A 17,578-nucleotide genomic window follows, 5' to 3' on the forward strand; every position below is an offset into this window, starting at 1 on the left:
ATTTGTCTCCAGAACTACAAAACTGTCGCGCCAATCGATCCCACCTAATAAGTATTCCGGGTCAGTTGACGATATTACGATAAATTAGAGGGCGCATTTTATACAGCAAACAGACGCAGATTTCAATAAAAAAGGCTAAAAACCTTCTTTTCTTCGCGACATTTTTTACGCTAACTCATTTTTTAGCCGCGCGCAGACCATGAAAATTCATCCGTCACGCACAATCGGGGGCGCATAATACCACCTAAAATCGATCCTGTAACGATCTGATCGCAGATCTTTTACTCAATGATCTGATCAATCCAGGAATGACGATCGCGCATTCGTGAAATCAATCAGTCTCGCCGGCCGTCTTAACATTTGTCCGCCATCACGTGAAATCGGGATCCAGGGGAACGTACCACGCCCTTTCGCCGGCTTCAGCGTAAATAAATCCAGCGGCACGGAAATATAGAAACCTTTGGTAAAGCTTCCTTCTCCGTACTCTTCTGACGATACATCGGTAAATGCAGCATACGCTCCCACCACAATACCGCTGTCGAAGCGCTTGGCGAAATCGATATTCACCCCTTTGTCTTTAGCAAGGAACTGTCCGGCGCTCACCGTCAGCATGGTGTCATCCAGAAACTCAGGTTCCCAGTAAGCACTGATGTGGCCGGTGAAGGCTGTATAGTCCAGGAAACTGAACTGATCATCATAATCACGCTGCTTAACGTAATTTACGTCCACACCAAACGCCAGAGAACTGTCTACAGGACGCCAGAGAACTTCACCACCAGCACCGCCGTACATGGTCTCCAGGTAACCACCGTAAGCCTGGGCGAAGAAATCGTTGCCAAGGCTGTCATTCCACTGCATGAAGGCGGTATCAACCCACAAGTCATTTTCCACATATTCACGCACGTAGGTTCGTACACGGGGAAGGGTTGATGTATCCTGGTCAACGGTAAAGCTGAACTTGTCGAAGTTATCGAAGAGTGTGGCGCGGATACTGGAAATTGCGGTCCAGTTCTGGTTTATCGCATAGCCGCCACTCAGGATCAGGCCGCCCTGATAAAGATAAAAATCTTCCGGGTTACCGAATGTCTGGGTATAGAAGAAGTCGACAGAATGGAACAATCCGCTGGTTTTTTCCGGGTCGTACTTATCGAGTACATTGTCTTCCGGCGCCTGTCGTGTGTATGTCTGCTTAATATCTGCTTCGATATCTTCGTATTTAGCAGCCACTTTAAATGCATCCGCATCAATGACAGTATCCACCAGCGGTAAACGACCGGCATTTTCGACGATATGGTAAGACTTCACCGATTCAGGCAACTCAGACGCAGCAATACGCCCAATACGCTCAGCCGCTTCATTTTTATCACGGTATGCAATCTGATTACCGTAGAAAATGGCTTTGTCTTCTTCAATAGAGGCATCAGAAAGAATAAAGCCGCCATCAAATGCCAAGTCACGGTATAAACGGCGCTTATTAACGGAATCCACACCTGCAGCAGGTTTTGACTGCACGATATCTCTTGGCGGCTTATCTATTTTCACCTGTTTAGCGGTATTCATATTGAAGTGATAAGTCACACCAAATCCGAATGTATTTCCGCGCTGATAGTTTGCAGAGAAGTCGAATCCTTTCCAACGGTACACGGCACCGATGTTAAAGCGGGTATCCTGCTCCAGTGCACCCGCGCGGTCATTGGTATAATTGTTTCCTTCGTATTCCAGCTTGAGGCGCAGAGGCTCCCAGGGAGTCTGATACTCAATACCACCAAATACAGCCATAGGGCCTTTGAAGAATTGCTGATAGTCAACTTTACCGCCCCGGCCGGAGAATCCGGCTGGTCTGTCGCAGTAACTGTCTTTCAGCTTACAGAAAGGATTAGTAATATCGTCAGCGGTGCCCATATAACCCCAGCCAAGGCCAAGGTGAAAGTCGAACGGCCCCCAGGCTTTTGATGCTGTGACATATTCGCTTTCGAAAAAACCGGTGCCACCAAAGTCACGGAAACCCAGCGACACTTCAGGGAAATAAAACCCTTCTTTCAATAATCTGAATTTTACATCCAGACCTTTGTCTTTCAGCGTTTGATCACCACTGAAACTTGGTACATCGCTGTAAAGCCGGGTACGTACGTCGGTATAGCGGGCAGTGGCCTGCATCCAGTCGTACAACTGTAAATTCACCGACCAGAACCGGTATTCCTGATTGTCGGTGTAATTAATAAATAAGTCACCTTCCTCACCCATTCGCGAAGTCGGTGTCTGAATCAGTCCGGTTCCGCCCTGCACCATCTGTGAAGGCTGAACCTGCAGTGTTACGCTGTCATTACTCATCGCAGCACTACTAAAACAGGCTGCAGCAACAGCTATCGCACAACGTGTGTGCGTTTCTTTAAATTTCATCATGGCAGCACCCTATGAACAGCAAGACTGGCCACTTTTTCATTTAAATCATCAACGTCAGGCGATAACAACCAGGTAAACAACGGCACGTAAATTTGACTGCCGGGCATGACTTGAGAATAAGATTTCCCCCAGTACGCGATATTCTGTTTAGTGATTTCTCCGCGGGGGGAAATAACATACACATAATCAGGGTCGGCATAGCCTCTCAGGTTCACCCCTTCAGCGTAATCTGCCGGCGTACTCTGATTGCGGTATTCATATGACCCCGGCGTTTTCACCATGCCACTGAGCCACACGGTATCCGGTCTGCCGGTAAGGTAAATGGCGTAATTCCCTTCCTGAAGCATAGGATTTTGCTTCACGTCAAGCCGGGCCGCGTTCCGGTTCAACTTTACAGGCAGGCGTTTTGCCAGCGTCCAGTTTTCTACCTGTCTTTTAAGGGCGTTCAGTGCAATCGCTTTATCGTCGTTCACACTTAAATCTACAGCTACCGCATCAATGGACTGCAACACGTCTTTGCGCATGGCTTCAACGTCTGCAGTGTTCTCGCTGTAAATAGCACAGGCGGGCCAGTACCAGTCACCATTTTTTGCGGTTGTCTGCAAAATAAGAGACAGCCTGACCGGATTCAGATAACGGTACTGCTGACCGTTTACTTTTACATTCACCGATGCCAGCGTGGATGCACTGAATAATGAGATAATGATTAGCGCCAACAATCCTTTCATGGCTTCACCTCCTGACCATCAATCAGTCGCTGGGCACGGCTCAGATACGTCATGGTAATTAACTCTCCGGCCGGCGATAACAGTTGTTCAGATTTCAGCATTTCACCACTTTTATCATCAAACCAGTAACGGTTTACCCACTGTGTCCCCGTTTCATAAAAAGGGCTGGCACCGTTAAAATTGACTGTTTGTTCAACCAGATACACAGAAAATTCATAATCCATAATCGTTAACTGGCTTGCCTCACTGCGCTGCCAGACAGTTTGTACATCCAGTCCGTAGCCATAATTTTCAACGTCCACCAGATAATCCCATGACAACGCTGCCCCAGTTGGATCAAACAGTGGATTAGCCAAAAGATCTGAGTGATAAATTAAATCGTTTGCGAGCCCGTGGGTTTCGGTAATCACGCCCTTCTGCATAGAAAGTAAGGCATGATCAGCGGATACCCAGGTTTGTGTTTCACCTTCGATATAGGCCAGCGCCATGATGATCTGCACACGATCACCATGTTTAACGGCCATTAAATCCGCTTTGCTTTGTCTCAGAGTTTCAGAGGAAACGGTGTTGTCAGATTGCGTGAAGGCCAGTTTGAGCGTGTCGTAATAAGCTTTATTCGTGCTGGAACAACCGCTGACCAGTGCTAGGGCGAACAGAGAAGAAAGAATCCTGCGGAACATATTCCTAAACATCTTATTAGTAAAGCGATGAAAAAACGGCGGGGTACACCAGAAATAAAAAAGCCGCTCCGGTTAAGGGGCGGCTTTCAAAATACATTCAGAACTTACTGAGGTGCGTAAGTATAAGTTACTGTGATAGGAGTAGTAACTGTAATAGTTTGCGTACCAGATACAGTAACAGTGTCAGTTACTGTAGTTGTTGAGCCAACACATACACCGTCAACCAGCTCGTCACCATCGTTACAAGTTGGATCTGGATCTACAACGCCATCGTCCAGGTCAGCTGAACCACGGTTGTTGCTCACGATTGCGCCTAATACGCCCAGGCCGATAACACCAGTAGCGATAGAACCGGCAGTCAAGCTACCAGTAGCTCCAGTGGAACCTTCCCCAGAATTGTCTTGTGCAACAGCACCAAAAGCCATGGTTGCACCGATGACCAATGAAATTAATGACTGTTTCATAATTGTCCTTTATTAAAAATCCACCGACGCACTATCCTAAAGCATTTGTCACTAAGTGACTACTCTCCAGGCATAATTTGGTCGTAAAAAATATACGTTTCACATGCTCGTCGCATGGATCGCCGACGATCTGTCAGGATCGTAGACTTCAGTATAGCAAGGTTCAAAATTACATCAATCCTTTCTGTGCTAAAGAAAACACAGAATTATCTCCCACGATAAAATGATCTAACACACTGACATCAATAAGATTGAGCGCATGTTTTACATCCCGGGTGAGACGAATATCGGCATCGCTGGGATCTGATACGCCGGAAGGATGGTTATGGACCAGAATGACCGCAGCGGCGTTGTCATCAATGACCTGCTTCACGATCTCACGGGGATAAACGGCTGCCGCATTCAATGTGCCTGTGAAAAGTGTTCTGAAGGCAATAAGATGGTGCTGACTGTTAAGGCACATAATTGCAAAGTGCTCTTTGTATTCATGACGCAAGGATGCCAGCAGGAAGGCTTCAACATCACTGACATGATTAAAAACCGATCTCGATTTCAACGGGGTTTCCAGCACTCTGCGGGATATTTCCGATACTGCGGCAATTTGTGCATAACGCATATCGCCTACCCCTTTGATATCACATAAACGGGCTTTTTTTGCACACACTACTTCCCGCAGAGAACCGAACTCGTCCAGTAGATTCCGCGCGATACACAACGCCCCTGCACCACCCATACCGCTGCCAAATAACACTGCCAGCACTTCAGCATCAGAAAGCGCAGCCACGCCTTTTTCAAACAACTTTTCCCTCGGCCTTTCAGCCAGCGGCCATGTTTTTAACCCGGTCATATCTGTTCCTTTATCATACGGAACAACAGCCTACGCTTTAACAAACAAGCTCACTACTGGCTGCAATGCCAGATCGCTCTGTCTACCGGTAACAGAAAACATCTGGTAGGCTTACCGCAATCTTATTGTCTGAAAAATGCACTATGCACTTATTCAATAAAAAAATTCTTCTGGGTGTTACCGGCGGTATTGCTGCCTATAAAACACCGGATCTGGTAAGAAAACTGAAAGCGCAGGGCGCTGACGTGAGAGTGGTACTGACACGTGGTGCAACAGAATTTGTCAGTTCATTATCGTTACAGGCGGTTTCCGGCCATCAGGTTCACAGCGAGTTGCTGGACGAGCAGGCTGAAGCCGGAATGGGTCATATCGAACTGGCGAAATGGGCCGATGTTTTATTGATTGCACCGGCCACGGCGCACTGCATGGCTAAACTGGCGCATGGCCTGGCGGATGACCTGCTTTCAACATTATACCTCGCAACCACAGCTCAGGTTTTCATTGCTCCTGCCATGAATCAGCAAATGTGGCAGGCACGGGCAACGCAGGATAACCTGCAAAAATTGCAACTTCGTGCCATCCGTTTCATCGGGCCGGCAGCAGGCGAACAGGCATGTGGCGATGTGGGACCGGGCAGAATGGAAGAACCGGAACTTATCGTATCTGCATTAGCCAGTGCCCTGACCGGTAATAAGCTGGAAGGTAAAAAAGTTGTCATTACTGCGGGACCAACCAGAGAGCCCATTGACCCGGTCAGATACTTATCAAATCACAGCAGTGGCAAAATGGGATACGCCGTAGCACAGGCTGCGGCTGAGCAGGGCGCAGAGGTTGTGCTGGTGTCCGGCCCGGTTTCCCTGACAGTACCACCCGGGGTAAAACGCATCAGTGTGCAAACTGCTGATGATATGCTCGAAGCAGTCATGAGTGAGATCAACTCAGCGCAAATCTTCATTGCAGCGGCAGCCGTTGCCGATTATCGTATTAATCATCAGGCAGAAAATAAGATTAAAAAATCTGATGATAAGTTAACACTTACTTTTGTTAAAAACCCTGATATTCTTAAGACTGTAGCAGCATTACCCTCTCCACCATTTACGGTAGGTTTTGCTGCTGAAAGCCAGAATGTGGAAGCTTATGCACGGGGCAAATTAGAAAATAAAAACCTCGACATGATTGCTGCGAATGACATCACCCTGGATGGGCTTGGCTTTAACAGTGACGAAAATGCGCTGCATGTCATCTGGAAAGAGGATGACGTAAAGTTGCCTCCGGCGAATAAAACAGAGTTAGCCAAATCGCTAATCGCGCTGGTTGCAAAACAATATAATGATAAACAATCAAATTAATGGTCTGCCGGTCGATAAACCGACATAAGATAATCAAAAACACAGACCACTTTAAAATGGAACCGGGATTGAGAACTGATCCTGAAGCAGAGGAAACACTCGCCTTATGCCTGCTGTAAAGAAAACAAACCGCCGGGCCCAGATACTTCAAGCACTGGCCGGCATGCTGGAAACGCACCAGGGCCAGCGCATCACAACCGCGAAACTCGCTGAAAAGGTGGGTGTATCAGAAGCGGCACTTTATCGTCACTTCCCGAGCAAAGCCCGGATGTTCGAAGGGCTCATCGAATTTATTGAAGAAACGTTATTCTCCCGTATCAATAAAATTCTGAACGAGGAAAAGGATTCAGCAGCACGGTGCCAGCTCATTTTGCACTTGTTACTGGGCTTTGCAGAGAAGAATCCCGGCATAACCCGCATCCTGAATGGCGATGCCCTGATGGGTGAACAGGACCGGTTGCGTGCACGGATTGCCAAGTTATTCGAAAGGCTGGAAACCCAACTGAAGCAAATTTTGCGTGAACGCAAGTTACGGGAAGGTAAAACGCTGGCTGCAGACGAAGGTGTAGTAGCTAATATGATGATTTGTTATGTCGACGGCCGGATAAACCAGTTCATTCGCAGTGGTTTCACCCGCAAGCCTACTGAGCAGTTCAACGAACAATGGCAGATGTTCAGACAGGTCTTTATCTGATTTGTCTGTACCGGAAATACAAAGAGCGCGATACCGCGCTCTTTTTCGTTAAGCTTAAAAACTCTGAAACTACTGCTTACTGAATGTATTGCCGAAGAAGTCTCCGTCATTCCACTCAGGACGGTTAGCCTGAGTAGCCAGTGTCAGTCCGATTTCAGCGTTCACACGAGTGAAAGTTTTTGCAGCTTCCCAGTTAAATGGCTGGTTAATATCGTCACCGGGCTTGTGATAATGGGTTGCCAGAAACTCACCGAATTTTTTACTGCCATCTATTTCAGGATCTTTAGATGTCAGACCGGGTACCATAAACACCGAAGGCACACCCTGCTTTACAAAAGCATAGTGATCAGAGCGGGTAAACAATGCCTGCTCTGGCCAGGGGTCCGGGCTCAGAGTAATGCCGGCATTGCCTGCTGCCTCTTCTACTGACGCTTTCATGTCGCTGTGACTGGCACCAAATGCAATAACATCAGCAAAGGGATACGTCAGGATTGGCATATCCAGATTCACGTCAGCCACCATGGATGTTACCGGCACCGTTGGATTACGGGCGAAATAATCAGCGCCCAGCAGCCCTTTTTCTTCGCCGGTTACGGAAACAAACAAAATTGACCGGGCTGGTTTTTCGGGCAATTCACTGAACAGCCTTGCCGTTTCGAGCATCACGGCAGTACCTGAAGCATTGTCCATGGCACCGTTATTGATGTTGTCTTTCTTAACGGTTTTGGCAAAGCCGATATGGTCGGAGTGGGCAGAAAAAACCACATATTCATTTTTAAGGGTTGGATCGCTCCCTTCAATCATACCCACCACATTCGGGCTGGTAATTTGAGAATGCAGACTCTTCTTACTCAGAGAAATAGTACCCGGAATCACAAAACCTGCCGGCGATTTGTCTTCTTCCAGTTCCGCGTAAATATCATTCAGAGAAACAGGAGCATTAGCAAATAGTTGCTGTGCGGCCGGTTCGCTAAGATAAGCACTGCCTTTCAACTGTGCGAACGTGTTCGCCGGTACGCCGTTTTCATCCAGCCATGCCATACGGGGAGTATGAATGTAGCTGAGCATATTCTGATACGGGCGTACTTTTTCAGCCACTGGCGTAGAAACCGTTATCATACCAATGGCACCATGCTGTGCAGCATAAGACTGTTTCTGATAACCCGACGCGAAGTGCGCCCCTTCTTCACTGGGGAAAGAGGCCGGCTTACCGGAGAGTACCACTACAATTTTGCCTTCCACATCCAGACCGGCGTAGTCATCGTGATTCAGTTCATCAGCAATAATGCCATAACCGGCGAAGACCATCTCACCGCTCAGAGCAGAGTCGGTGGCCATTAAATCTGGACCGGTCAAATAATCTTTAGGGTAAGCAAAAGACAACGTCCCGCCTTCCGTCTGATAAGTAAATTCGGGAGATTCCTGCACCAGACTGGCCTTGCGGAAAGGTACTGGTTGCATAAAGCCATCCGTACCAGCCGGTTTGAGACCATATTTGGCAAATTCGGTGGCAATATATAACGCAGCAATATCGTGCCCGCGGGAACCGGTATCACGGCCTTCCAGCAAATCATCAGCAAGGAAGAACAGGTGAGATTTGATTCTGTTCGTGTCAGGATTGAAATGGCTGCTAACGGCATCATCCTGCGCCGCCACACCCGTAATAGCAGACGCAGCGAACAGCCCGCTCAGGATTAATTTTCTTATCATAATCATCTTCAAAATTGCATAAACCACGGGCATGTTAACCCGGAAGATGATTTAAGCAAGGCGATTAACCCTATCCCTTGATACTTCCATGGTTTACGCTACGCTCAATAGAAGTACACACTAATGCGACCGCTATGCCAAGAAGCGCACAATACGATATAGACGAGATACTCGGACAAGCTGTGGACATATTCCTTGAATATAGTTTCCACGGCGCCATCATGGATGAAATTATCGCCCGCACCTCTTTTAACCGGCGCGGTTTTTATCTGGAATTTGGTTCTAAACAACAGTTCCTGTACAAAGTTTTAGAGCATTATCAGAAAACTCAGCTGATGCCCGTAGTCAGTGAACTGGAAAATCACCACGGCATCACCGCCATCAATACTTTCTTTTTGCGATATATTCCCCTGGTCTACGGCAGAGGCTGTCTGCTGATTAACTGTGTCTGCGAATTGGGGAAACAGGATCCCACAATCAGAGAAATGGGAAGACACTACCTGGACCGTCTGCAACTCGATTTCATCGGTTGTCTGGAAAAAGCCAAATTGTCAGGGGAAATAAAACCAGACATCAATATTGAGTCTGCAGCCCTTCAGCTTACCAGTTATGTTCAGGGTTTTGCCGTAAACGGCATCCTTGCTGAAAACCGTGAAGAGATGGTCATTGCCACAGAAGCGCTGCTAACCCCGTTGCAGGTTTAACAGAAAACCGTAAAATCATGCTCCCGAATGTGCATTTCAGGTTTTCAATTTCATGAGTAGTAACAACCCTTTGTACCGCATCCAGTTTGTCAGTAACGGTGAACGCTATGAGTTATATGTGAGGGAATTAAGTCAGGACAGTATGTTCGGCTTTGTAGAAATTGGTGATTTTGTCTGGGATACTCATACCAGTCTTGTGGTTGATACCAGCCATGAGAAACTGAAAACAGAGTTTTCAGATGTCGAAAGGACGTATGTACCTATGCACAATGTGTTACGCATTGATGCAGTCAAAAAACAGGGCACGGCAAAAATCACGCAACTTTCTGAAAAAGTAACCGCGTTCCCAAGCCCGATTTACACGCCGAAGAAAGACTGAATTTCCTTAACTGACCGGAGTTGTTGCTTTGCTGGCTTTTAGCATTATTGCAGTATTAGTCTTAATCCAGATATTTTTTGTGCTTAAAGTGCAAAGCTTACAGAAATTAGTCAATTCAAATAAGCATCTGGCAAAGCAAAATGCCAGTAAAGCCAATAGTGCTTTTGTCACTTTGAGTACTACGGCCAAATCTCTGCAGCAAATCTTTATCGAACGGGTTGAATCCGCCAGTAGCAAAGGCCTTATCAGTGGTAAAAAGTATGATGTTTTAATCTTGATTGTGTCCTCATCTGCAAAGATTATTTTTGATAATTGTGAGAAGGGACATTCAATTGAAGAAGGGCTCAATATCGCTTTGCGTGATACCGAACTTTCTATGGAAGACATCAAAAGCTTTATGCAGGAACAACCTAATGATGTGCGTATCAGTTGGGTTAAAAATACCGCCGATGGTTTTATTAAAGCCTGTGATCTTATGACATCAGGGTTACTGGCTCCCCGCGCCTCTTCTTCCGCGTCTGAATAACATTGCTTTAGAAAACAATCACTCTGTTGAAAGATAAACAGGTGTCTTGATCACTGTTTATTTCTGCCTATAATACTGTATAGATATACAGGTAAATTATTATGGCAAATTCGCTTTCTCTGGTTGAAATGCACCCCGGAGTCTGGCGTGGCAGTCAGGCTCAGATGAAACAAAGCCGTCTGCTTGCGACGGGATTCACTCATTTTGATTCAGCATTGTCTGGAGGCTTCCCTGCATCCGGGGTAATCCGCATCGTGTGTCTGCCGGGTTGCGGTGAATTGTCATTTCTTAAATCTGTATTCAATTCATTACAAGCTGAAACGCTGGCGGTGTTTATTAATGCGCCCGGTATGCTTACCGCCCCCTGGCTGAACCGGACCGGCTTAAATCCTTCTGACTGCAAACTTGTCACCGCACCGGATGATTTGAGTGGCTGGGCAACGGAAGAAGCCATCAAATCTGATGCCTGCTCACTCGTGTGCTGCTGGACAAAATCTATCCTCCCCGGACAGGCCCGGCGGCTTCAGGTGGCGGCGGCTCAGCATGAATGTATGGTGCTACTTTTCGAGCACCCTGTGAATGTACAACACCCGCTTCCCATCGCCTTAGATTTACTTTTTATGCCGGCAACTGAAGGTTTTGAAGTGAATATCAATAAGCAATTGAAAGGCTGGCCAGTCCGGGGAGTAAAAGAGCGCTTTAAATACACGCCGGATAACAGTGCTATTGCATCAGCAATGTCCCGCTTTAACCGTCTGCCGGAGCAGGATGGTGCCCGTCATGGCTGATCAGCGCTGGCTGTATGTATACTGTTACCGGCTGACGCTGGATAACGCACTGCATGCAGGAGCCACTGACAACAGTTTACCTGTTGCGGTTTACCACCAGAAACGCAATGCCCTCATTCAGTTAAACCGGGTTGCCCGTGCAGCAGGCATTGAGCAGGAAATGGGACTGGCTCAGGCCGCGGCCTTATGTGAAAACCTGGAGCTCATCGATTACGATGAATCCATGGAGTTGTCATTACTGAAAAATCTGGCCTCTCAGCTTTATGAGTGTGTCGCTGAGATATCAGTAAGCCCGCCGGATGGACTGGCAATACGTATCGATAATCTGGTGCGCTATTACGGCAGCTACGAACAAATATGGGAGGCCGTAAAAGCAGTGATCCTCTCACGCAACATACAGTGCCATTATGCTTCAGCATGGAGCCCGGACGCGGCCCGCGTACTTGCAAGGCAAAAAACAAACATTCTGCTGCTGGAGAATGCATCAATTCTCCGGGCCCTGAATGAACTTCCCGTTTCTGCATTACTGCTCAGTCAGAAAGAGAGTCATGCGTTATACAGAGCGGGCATAAAACACCTGGGAGCCCTGTTTGAATTACCTGCCACTGAAATTGGTAAGCGCTTTAACAGCGATTTACTTAAATATCTGTTCTCACTGAAAGGAGACAGTTATCGTGCAGGACCGTTTTATCATCCGCCTGCGACCTTCGAACAAACGGTTATTCTGCCTTTTGAAGTAACCGGTACAGATAAACTGAATGCGTACCTCGGTAAAATTTTGAAGGATTTAGGCATTTTTCTGCGACTCCGGAATGCCGGCACGCAGTGGCTCATCCTAACCCTCTGTTACAGAGAAACAGACCCTGTAACGCTGGATATCAGAAAATCAGATCTTCGCTTCAGCTTTGATGAATGGGCGAACCTGATTGCCCTTAAACTGGAAACGACAGAACTGGCTGAGCCGGTTATTCAATTCACGTTATGTGCCGGTGAAATTAATGAATATGCCGGTACTGAAGCCGACTTTTTTAATGCCAGGAAGCATTTCTTCGCCCGCCAGCAGCTATTGAGTAAACTCACCGCCCGGTTGGGTAATCAGGCAGTTTCTGACGCCGCCTGGCCGGAGGACCACCGGTTTACGATGGCAAAAGCGCCCCGCTCTCACGCTTTCAGTGAACAGGCTGCACAACATATTCCTGCCTTTATTTTATCTCAGCCACAACGCCTGACAGGAACGCCTAAAATTGAGTTCGGCCCAGTGAGAATAGAAAGCGGTTGGTGGGACAATGCACCGGAACAAAGAGATTACTTCATCGCGCTGAATCAACACGGTCAGCGCATGCAGATATTCAGGGAACAGGGTGGATGGTACATCAGCGGCTGGTATGCCTGAATGCAATATGCAGAACTCGTTACTCAAAGTAACTTCAGTTTTCTTTATGGTGCGTCTTCACCGGAAGAGCTGGTAACCACAGCAGCGTTTCTGAGCTACCAGGCTATTGCTATTACTGATGAATGTTCTGTGGCTGGTATTGTGCGGGCGCACAGCGAAATATCGCGCCATCACTTACCGGTAAAACTGATCTGCGGAAGCCTGTTTAATTTCGGCGAATCATTGCAATTTGTGCTGCTCTGCCCGGATAAAAAAGCATGGAGCGAACTGTGCCGTATCATCACCAATGCCAGACGACGCAGTCCCAAAGGAGAATATGCGCTGGCAGAGTGGGATATCAAATCTGTCCGGCACTGTATTATCATCTGGCTTCCTCACCATAGTGATGAAGAAAATGTCCGCTGGGGAGAATGGTTCAAACGCTTTCATCCTGAAAGAACATACATCGGCGCTGTCCGTCACCTTGATGGCAGAGATCATCTTCGTTTCGCTCAGTATGAAGCACTTCATGATAGTTTATCATTGCCGGTAACAGCGTGTACCCACGCCCTTTTTCATCACAGCGAGCGGCTTGCATTACAACATGTCATGCATGCTATGAAAGAAAATACCACGGTAGAAAAACTGGGTCTTAATGCTGTCTCAAATGCAGAAAGAGCACTCCGTCCGCTTAGTAAATTACAAAAGCTGTATCCGGCAGCCTGGCTTGCAACCGCATCCAGAATTGCGTCTCAATGTGTATTCAGTCCTGACGAACTCAAATATCAATATCCTGCGGAACTGGTTCCGGCTGGTTATAACGCAACAAGCTGGCTGAGGAAATGCGTCGAAGAAGGCATTACAAGGCGATTTCCGGAAGGGATATCTGACTCTGTGCGGGCCATCATAGAAAAGGAGCTGACACTGATTGAGGAACAGCAATACGAATATTTCTTCCTGACCATTTACGACATTGTTCAGTTTGCTGCCGCGAACGATATTTTGTATCAGGGTCGTGGCTCTGCTGCGAACTCGGTTGTGTGCTATTGCCTTGAAATCACCGCTGTCGATCCCAGACAGATTAATGTGTTATTTGAGCGCTTCATTTCTAAAGAAAGAAATGAGCCGCCGGATATTGATGTGGATTTTGAACACAGCCGGCGGGAAGAAGTCATTCAGTATATTTACAGCAAATACGGCCGTGAACGCACAGCGCTGGCAGCGACAGTAATCAGCTTCAGGTTTAAAAGCGCATTTCGCGAAACAGGTAAGGCGCTGGGTTTTCCCGAATCCCAACTGGATTATGTGATTAAAAATATAAACCGGCGCGACAGAGCCGTGCCCTGGCAAACTCAAATTGAATCCTGCGGTTTAAATCCGCTAAACCCTAAGGTGAGTCAGTTAATCAGCTTAACTGAACAAATTACGGGTTTCCCGAGGCACCTGTCTCAGCATGTGGGAGGGTTTGTCATTTCAGCCGGTCCGTTATATGAACTGGTACCTGTTGAAAATGCTGCGATGGCAGACCGCACAGTCATTCAATGGGACAAAGATGATTTAGAAACCTTAGGATTACTGAAAGTTGATGTACTTGCTTTAGGCATGTTAACCGCCATCCGGAAGACCTTCGCCCTGCTAAACCGTCAGTTTCCGGTGCCGGTATCGATACCGTTTATCACCGCACTGGGCGATGATCAGCAAGTCTACGATATGATTTGTAAAGCCGATACAGTGGGTACATTCCAGATTGAGTCCCGTGCACAGATGACCATGCTGCCGAGGCTCAGGCCACGTTGTTATTATGATTTAGTCGTACAGATAGCTATCGTCAGGCCGGGGCCGATACAGGGCGATATGGTGCATCCTTACTTACTGCGTCGTCATGGCAAAGAAGCCGTATCTTATCCGTCAGAGGAAGTCAGACAGGTACTATCCAGAACCATGGGCGTGCCTATTTTTCAGGAACAGGTTATTCAACTGGCGATGGTCGCTGCCGGCTTTTCGGGCGGGGAAGCCGATCAGCTTCGCCGTGCTATGGCGAGCTGGAAAAAAGATGGCCGCATTTACGAATTCCGGGACAGGCTGATTAAAGGCATGACGGAACGGAACTACGAACCGGCTTTTGCGGAACAGCTTTTTGAACAAATAAAAGGTTTCGGGGGTTACGGGTTTCCCGAATCGCATTCAGCCTCTTTCGCTGTACTGGCCTACGTATCCTGCTGGTTGAAATGCTATTTCCCGGCAGAGTTTTATGTTGCCCTGCTCAACAGTTTACCTATGGGCTTTTATTCGGCTTCACAACTGGTTCAGGATGCCAGACATCATGAGATCACTGTTTTACCGGTCTGTGTAAATGCGTCGGACTTTGATCACAAGATAGAGCTGAAGGCAGGGATTAAGCAAATCCGGCTCGGACTACGACTGGTGAAAGGATTATCAGAAAATGGCGCTGTATTGCTTGAATCTAAGAGACCTGAAGAAGGTTACCGGAGTTTAACTGAACTTAAGATGTCCGGTTTGACGGAATCTGATTTGTCCTCTCTGGCCAGTGCGGATGCTTTTTTCAGCATATCCGGTAATCGTTACCGTGCAAGATGGCAAATGATGGATAAGCACAGCACAATGCCTTTATTCGCTGACCAGAATGAGCAACTGCCCTTCGATTTTGCACCGGATGACAAAGACGCATTGCTGGAAGATTATGCGTCAACAACATTATCGTTAAAGCAACATCCGGTTGAGCTTATCCTGCGAGACTATTCTGTCAGGCAACTGACATTGGCGCGGGAGTTAATTAACAGACCCAACAAATCTGTAGTACACGTACTGGGTTGCGTTACATGCAGACAAGCCCCCGGCACGGCATCCGGCGCGACGTTTTTTACCCTTGAAGATCACACCGGCAACATGAATGTGGTTGTCTGGCAAGCTACCGCCAGACATCAGCATCAGGCATATCTCAAATCACAGATCCTGCAAATTGATGGCATTCTTGAACGTTCACCCGAAGGGGTTATTCACATTATTGCGGGAAAGCTGACTGACAGAAGTAGCTGGCTGGATACATTGAATTCAGGAGCAAGAAACTTCCACTAAACTTTTTATGCTGTTTTCTACTATGAAAGATTTACTTAGCTTTACACTAACTTACAAACATCCTTGAATGTTTGTTTTCAAACCTCCATTTATCTCCCTGTAAATTGGCGCATTTTTTATTGGTGAGCATTTTGCAAACGTGTTTACACAAACATGTTGCAATACTCAGGAGGAACACATGTTTTCATTTTTCAGATACAGTTTATTTGCCGCGTTCTTGTACGGCATCACATTCTCTTCAATGGCAGGCCAGTCTGTAGCGATCGATTATCTTCATGGCTTTGATGACATTAAAGGTGTCAGAGTTGCTTACCGTCCCGTTACCACATCTTTGTATACCGACTGGTTTGGAGACATCAAACTATATTGGGAGGCAAGCTTTAATGTTTGGGAATACGGCCGTTATAATGATCACGACACCAATCTGGCACTGGCGCTTTCTCCGGTTTTGGTAAAGCAAATTTCAACGGTATACGACAAGTATCCGTTGTATCTTGAAGCAGGTATCGGGGCAAGTCTGGTTAATGACCGTCATTTTGCCGGAAAGAACATTGGTTCACATTATCAGTTTGAAGATCGTCTCGGACTACTCCTTAGTTTAGATGAACAAGAAGTCAATCAACTCGCTCTGAGGTACATGCACTATTCTAATGGCGGCCTGAACAGTGATAATCCAGGTTTGGACTTCCTGAACGTGTCTTATTCGTACCATTTTTAATTACATAGATCTTGTTGCCGGTTTGTAAACCGGCACTTGCAATTGTGCATTGAATCCATAAAATATGGTCAATTTTCAAGCACTCTTAATCAGAGTAAGCACCGGCATGAACAGTGTTATTTAAAAATAATAAACAGCCGCTTAAGCGCCTTTCATCAGTTGCTTTGCTCTTGTCATCCTTTGTTAATCCAAGCCCGCCGGCAAAGGCAGAAACCTACATTGTAGGACTGCAAAACTTTGATTATTACCCTCATTATAATTTCACCTCAGATCAGGACAGAGGCTTCATCTGGGCAGTTCTCGAGCTTTATGCCAGTGAGTCCGGTCATACATTCATTTATCAGACAATGCCTGTTCCACGCCTGCAGATAGAGTTGGCTAAAGGCACGGTTGATTTGATATATCCAGACAACCCAATCTTTCATCCGGGTATTACTGAATCAACTGAAAAACACTACTCTGTGGATGTGGTTAAAACCTTAAGCGGTGCAATTATTAAACGCACCAATGTGAACATGGAAATCAATGAAGTTTCAAAAGTGAGTTTACCATTTGGCTTCACACCTCTTGACTGGAAGGGTAAAGAGAAAAACGGTGACATTGATTTTGTAGAGACTGAGGACAGCCTGTCAGCGCTGCAATTGGTTGAGCAGGGTAAAACCGATGTGGCAGAAGTCGATTATTTCGTTACCAGCTATTTATCTGAAGCAAATCCCACGATTGGCGAATTCACTATGTCACCGGTTCTGCCACACAATATCGTTGGTTTTAAGCTTGCGAGCATAAAGCAACATGGGCTTATCAAACAGATTAATGACTTTCTGACCGGCAATGAATCACGTATTGATGAATTGAAATTGAAGTATGGTATTCATGATCCTGAAAACCTGATCAAAGATATTCAGTCAGCTTATGTCAGAAGTGAGTGACCATAACGAATTGAAGAGTCTTGTATTACACAAATAGATGCTTGAGTCAGAAACGAAAAAAGCCCGCTCAGATGAGCGGGCTTCTTCGAATTGGGAGCCTGACGGTGTGCTACTCTCACATGGGGAGACCCCACACTACCATCGCCGCTAACGCGTTTCACTTCTGAGTTCGGAATGGATTCAGGTGGTAC

Annotated in this window: 16 protein-coding genes and 1 rRNA gene; 10 read left to right on the forward strand and 7 right to left on the reverse strand. The window is 46.8% G+C overall.

The genetic code is table 11. The features are described 5' to 3' along the window. Nucleotides 1-297 precede the first annotated feature (297 nt). The 5 genes from ACXAGC_RS09155 to radC all read right to left on the reverse strand — a co-directional run bounded on the left by ACXAGC_RS09155 (nt 298) and on the right by radC (nt 5,122). Entirely contained in the window at nt 298-2,403 is a 2,106-nt protein-coding gene (locus ACXAGC_RS09155; protein ID WP_474844133.1) for a YjbH domain-containing protein, read from the reverse strand. Continuing rightward, nucleotides 2,400-3,131, reverse strand: coding sequence for a capsule biosynthesis GfcC family protein (locus ACXAGC_RS09160; RefSeq protein ID WP_474844134.1), 732 nt, complete (start codon nt 3,129-3,131; stop codon nt 2,400-2,402). Before ACXAGC_RS09160 ends, ACXAGC_RS09155 begins: the two co-directional genes overlap by 4 nt. Then, on the reverse strand, nt 3,128-3,811 hold the full coding sequence (locus ACXAGC_RS09165) for a YjbF family lipoprotein (RefSeq protein WP_474844135.1): 684 nt from the start codon (nt 3,809-3,811) through the stop codon (nt 3,128-3,130). The genes ACXAGC_RS09160 and ACXAGC_RS09165 overlap by 4 nt, the downstream gene beginning before the upstream one ends. 104 nt (nt 3,812-3,915) lie before the next feature. Next, on the reverse strand, nt 3,916-4,275 hold the full coding sequence (locus ACXAGC_RS09170) for a hypothetical protein (RefSeq protein WP_474844136.1): 360 nt from the start codon (nt 4,273-4,275) through the stop codon (nt 3,916-3,918). A gap of 169 nt (nt 4,276-4,444) precedes the next feature. Then, entirely contained in the window at nt 4,445-5,122 is a 678-nt protein-coding gene (gene radC, locus ACXAGC_RS09175) for a RadC family protein (protein ID WP_119499460.1), read from the reverse strand. Nucleotides 5,123-5,265: 143 nt separating this feature from the next. Here radC and coaBC point away from each other — a divergent pair, with 143 nt between their 5' ends. Next, nucleotides 5,266-6,471 carry a bifunctional phosphopantothenoylcysteine decarboxylase/phosphopantothenate--cysteine ligase CoaBC gene (coaBC, locus tag ACXAGC_RS09180; RefSeq protein WP_474844137.1) on the forward strand — a complete coding sequence of 402 codons (1,206 nt, stop codon included), beginning with the start codon at nt 5,266-5,268 and terminating at the stop codon, nt 6,469-6,471. A gap of 106 nt (nt 6,472-6,577) precedes the next feature. Next, a complete protein-coding gene (gene slmA, locus ACXAGC_RS09185; protein WP_119499458.1) occupies nt 6,578-7,165 on the forward strand; it encodes a nucleoid occlusion factor SlmA in 588 nt (195 codons plus the stop codon). A gap of 69 nt (nt 7,166-7,234) precedes the next feature. Here the strand turns inward: slmA and ACXAGC_RS09190 are convergent, their stop codons facing one another. After that, a complete protein-coding gene (locus ACXAGC_RS09190; RefSeq protein ID WP_474844138.1) occupies nt 7,235-8,875 on the reverse strand; it encodes a M28 family metallopeptidase in 1,641 nt (546 codons plus the stop codon). 134 nt (nt 8,876-9,009) lie between these two features. On the opposite strand from ACXAGC_RS09190, the gene ACXAGC_RS09195 reads away from it, so the two are divergent. The 8 genes from ACXAGC_RS09195 (at nt 9,010) to ACXAGC_RS09230 (ending at nt 17,387) form a co-directional block, all read left to right on the forward strand. Continuing rightward, nucleotides 9,010-9,579 (forward strand): TetR/AcrR family transcriptional regulator, encoded by a 570-nt coding sequence (locus tag ACXAGC_RS09195; protein WP_119499457.1) that lies wholly within the window; start codon nt 9,010-9,012, stop codon nt 9,577-9,579. A 52-nt stretch (nt 9,580-9,631) separates the two neighbouring features. Then, entirely contained in the window at nt 9,632-9,958 is a 327-nt protein-coding gene (locus tag ACXAGC_RS09200; RefSeq protein ID WP_474844139.1) for a DUF1820 family protein, read from the forward strand. Nucleotides 9,959-9,986: 28 nt separating this feature from the next. After that, nucleotides 9,987-10,484: a hypothetical protein gene (locus tag ACXAGC_RS09205; protein ID WP_474844140.1), complete on the forward strand. Its 498-nt coding sequence runs from the start codon at nt 9,987-9,989 to the stop codon at nt 10,482-10,484. Nucleotides 10,485-10,585: 101 nt separating this feature from the next. Then, nucleotides 10,586-11,272, forward strand: a complete 687-nt coding sequence (locus ACXAGC_RS09210) for a hypothetical protein (RefSeq protein WP_474844141.1) — start codon at nt 10,586-10,588, stop codon at nt 11,270-11,272. Next, nucleotides 11,265-12,665, forward strand: a complete 1,401-nt coding sequence (locus ACXAGC_RS09215) for a Y-family DNA polymerase (protein ID WP_474844142.1) — start codon at nt 11,265-11,267, stop codon at nt 12,663-12,665. The genes ACXAGC_RS09210 and ACXAGC_RS09215 overlap by 8 nt, the downstream gene beginning before the upstream one ends. Further along, entirely contained in the window at nt 12,666-15,740 is a 3,075-nt protein-coding gene (locus ACXAGC_RS09220; protein ID WP_474844143.1) for an error-prone DNA polymerase, read from the forward strand. Between the two features lie 178 nt (nt 15,741-15,918). Then, nucleotides 15,919-16,458, forward strand: coding sequence for an acyloxyacyl hydrolase (locus ACXAGC_RS09225; RefSeq protein WP_474844144.1), 540 nt, complete (start codon nt 15,919-15,921; stop codon nt 16,456-16,458). A 113-nt stretch (nt 16,459-16,571) separates the two neighbouring features. Next, complete coding sequence (locus ACXAGC_RS09230; RefSeq protein WP_474844145.1) at nt 16,572-17,387, forward strand: hypothetical protein; 816 nt, start codon at nt 16,572-16,574, stop codon at nt 17,385-17,387. Between the two features lie 96 nt (nt 17,388-17,483). Here ACXAGC_RS09230 and rrf read toward each other — a convergent pair. After that, nucleotides 17,484-17,578 (reverse strand): 5S ribosomal RNA (gene rrf, locus ACXAGC_RS09235); the annotation flags it as partial.

Source organism: Alteromonas sp. AWJ4_197 (assembly GCF_056160285.1).

Coding starts and splice junctions, on each gene's coding strand:
- ACXAGC_RS09155 (WP_474844133.1), bottom strand. CDS start 2,403: ATGATGAAATTTAAAGAAACGCACACACGTTGTGCGATAGCTGTTGCT.
- ACXAGC_RS09160 (WP_474844134.1), bottom strand. CDS start 3,131: ATGAAAGGATTGTTGGCGCTAATCATTATCTCATTATTCAGTGCATCC.
- ACXAGC_RS09165 (WP_474844135.1), bottom strand. CDS start 3,811: ATGTTCCGCAGGATTCTTTCTTCTCTGTTCGCCCTAGCACTGGTCAGC.
- ACXAGC_RS09170 (WP_474844136.1), bottom strand. CDS start 4,275: ATGAAACAGTCATTAATTTCATTGGTCATCGGTGCAACCATGGCTTTT.
- radC (WP_119499460.1), bottom strand. CDS start 5,122: ATGACCGGGTTAAAAACATGGCCGCTGGCTGAAAGGCCGAGGGAAAAG.
- coaBC (WP_474844137.1), top strand. CDS start 5,266: ATGCACTTATTCAATAAAAAAATTCTTCTGGGTGTTACCGGCGGTATT.
- slmA (WP_119499458.1), top strand. CDS start 6,578: ATGCCTGCTGTAAAGAAAACAAACCGCCGGGCCCAGATACTTCAAGCA.
- ACXAGC_RS09190 (WP_474844138.1), bottom strand. CDS start 8,875: ATGATAAGAAAATTAATCCTGAGCGGGCTGTTCGCTGCGTCTGCTATT.
- ACXAGC_RS09195 (WP_119499457.1), top strand. CDS start 9,010: ATGCCAAGAAGCGCACAATACGATATAGACGAGATACTCGGACAAGCT.
- ACXAGC_RS09200 (WP_474844139.1), top strand. CDS start 9,632: ATGAGTAGTAACAACCCTTTGTACCGCATCCAGTTTGTCAGTAACGGT.
- ACXAGC_RS09210 (WP_474844141.1), top strand. CDS start 10,586: ATGGCAAATTCGCTTTCTCTGGTTGAAATGCACCCCGGAGTCTGGCGT.
- ACXAGC_RS09215 (WP_474844142.1), top strand. CDS start 11,265: ATGGCTGATCAGCGCTGGCTGTATGTATACTGTTACCGGCTGACGCTG.
- ACXAGC_RS09220 (WP_474844143.1), top strand. CDS start 12,666: ATGCAATATGCAGAACTCGTTACTCAAAGTAACTTCAGTTTTCTTTAT.
- ACXAGC_RS09225 (WP_474844144.1), top strand. CDS start 15,919: ATGTTTTCATTTTTCAGATACAGTTTATTTGCCGCGTTCTTGTACGGC.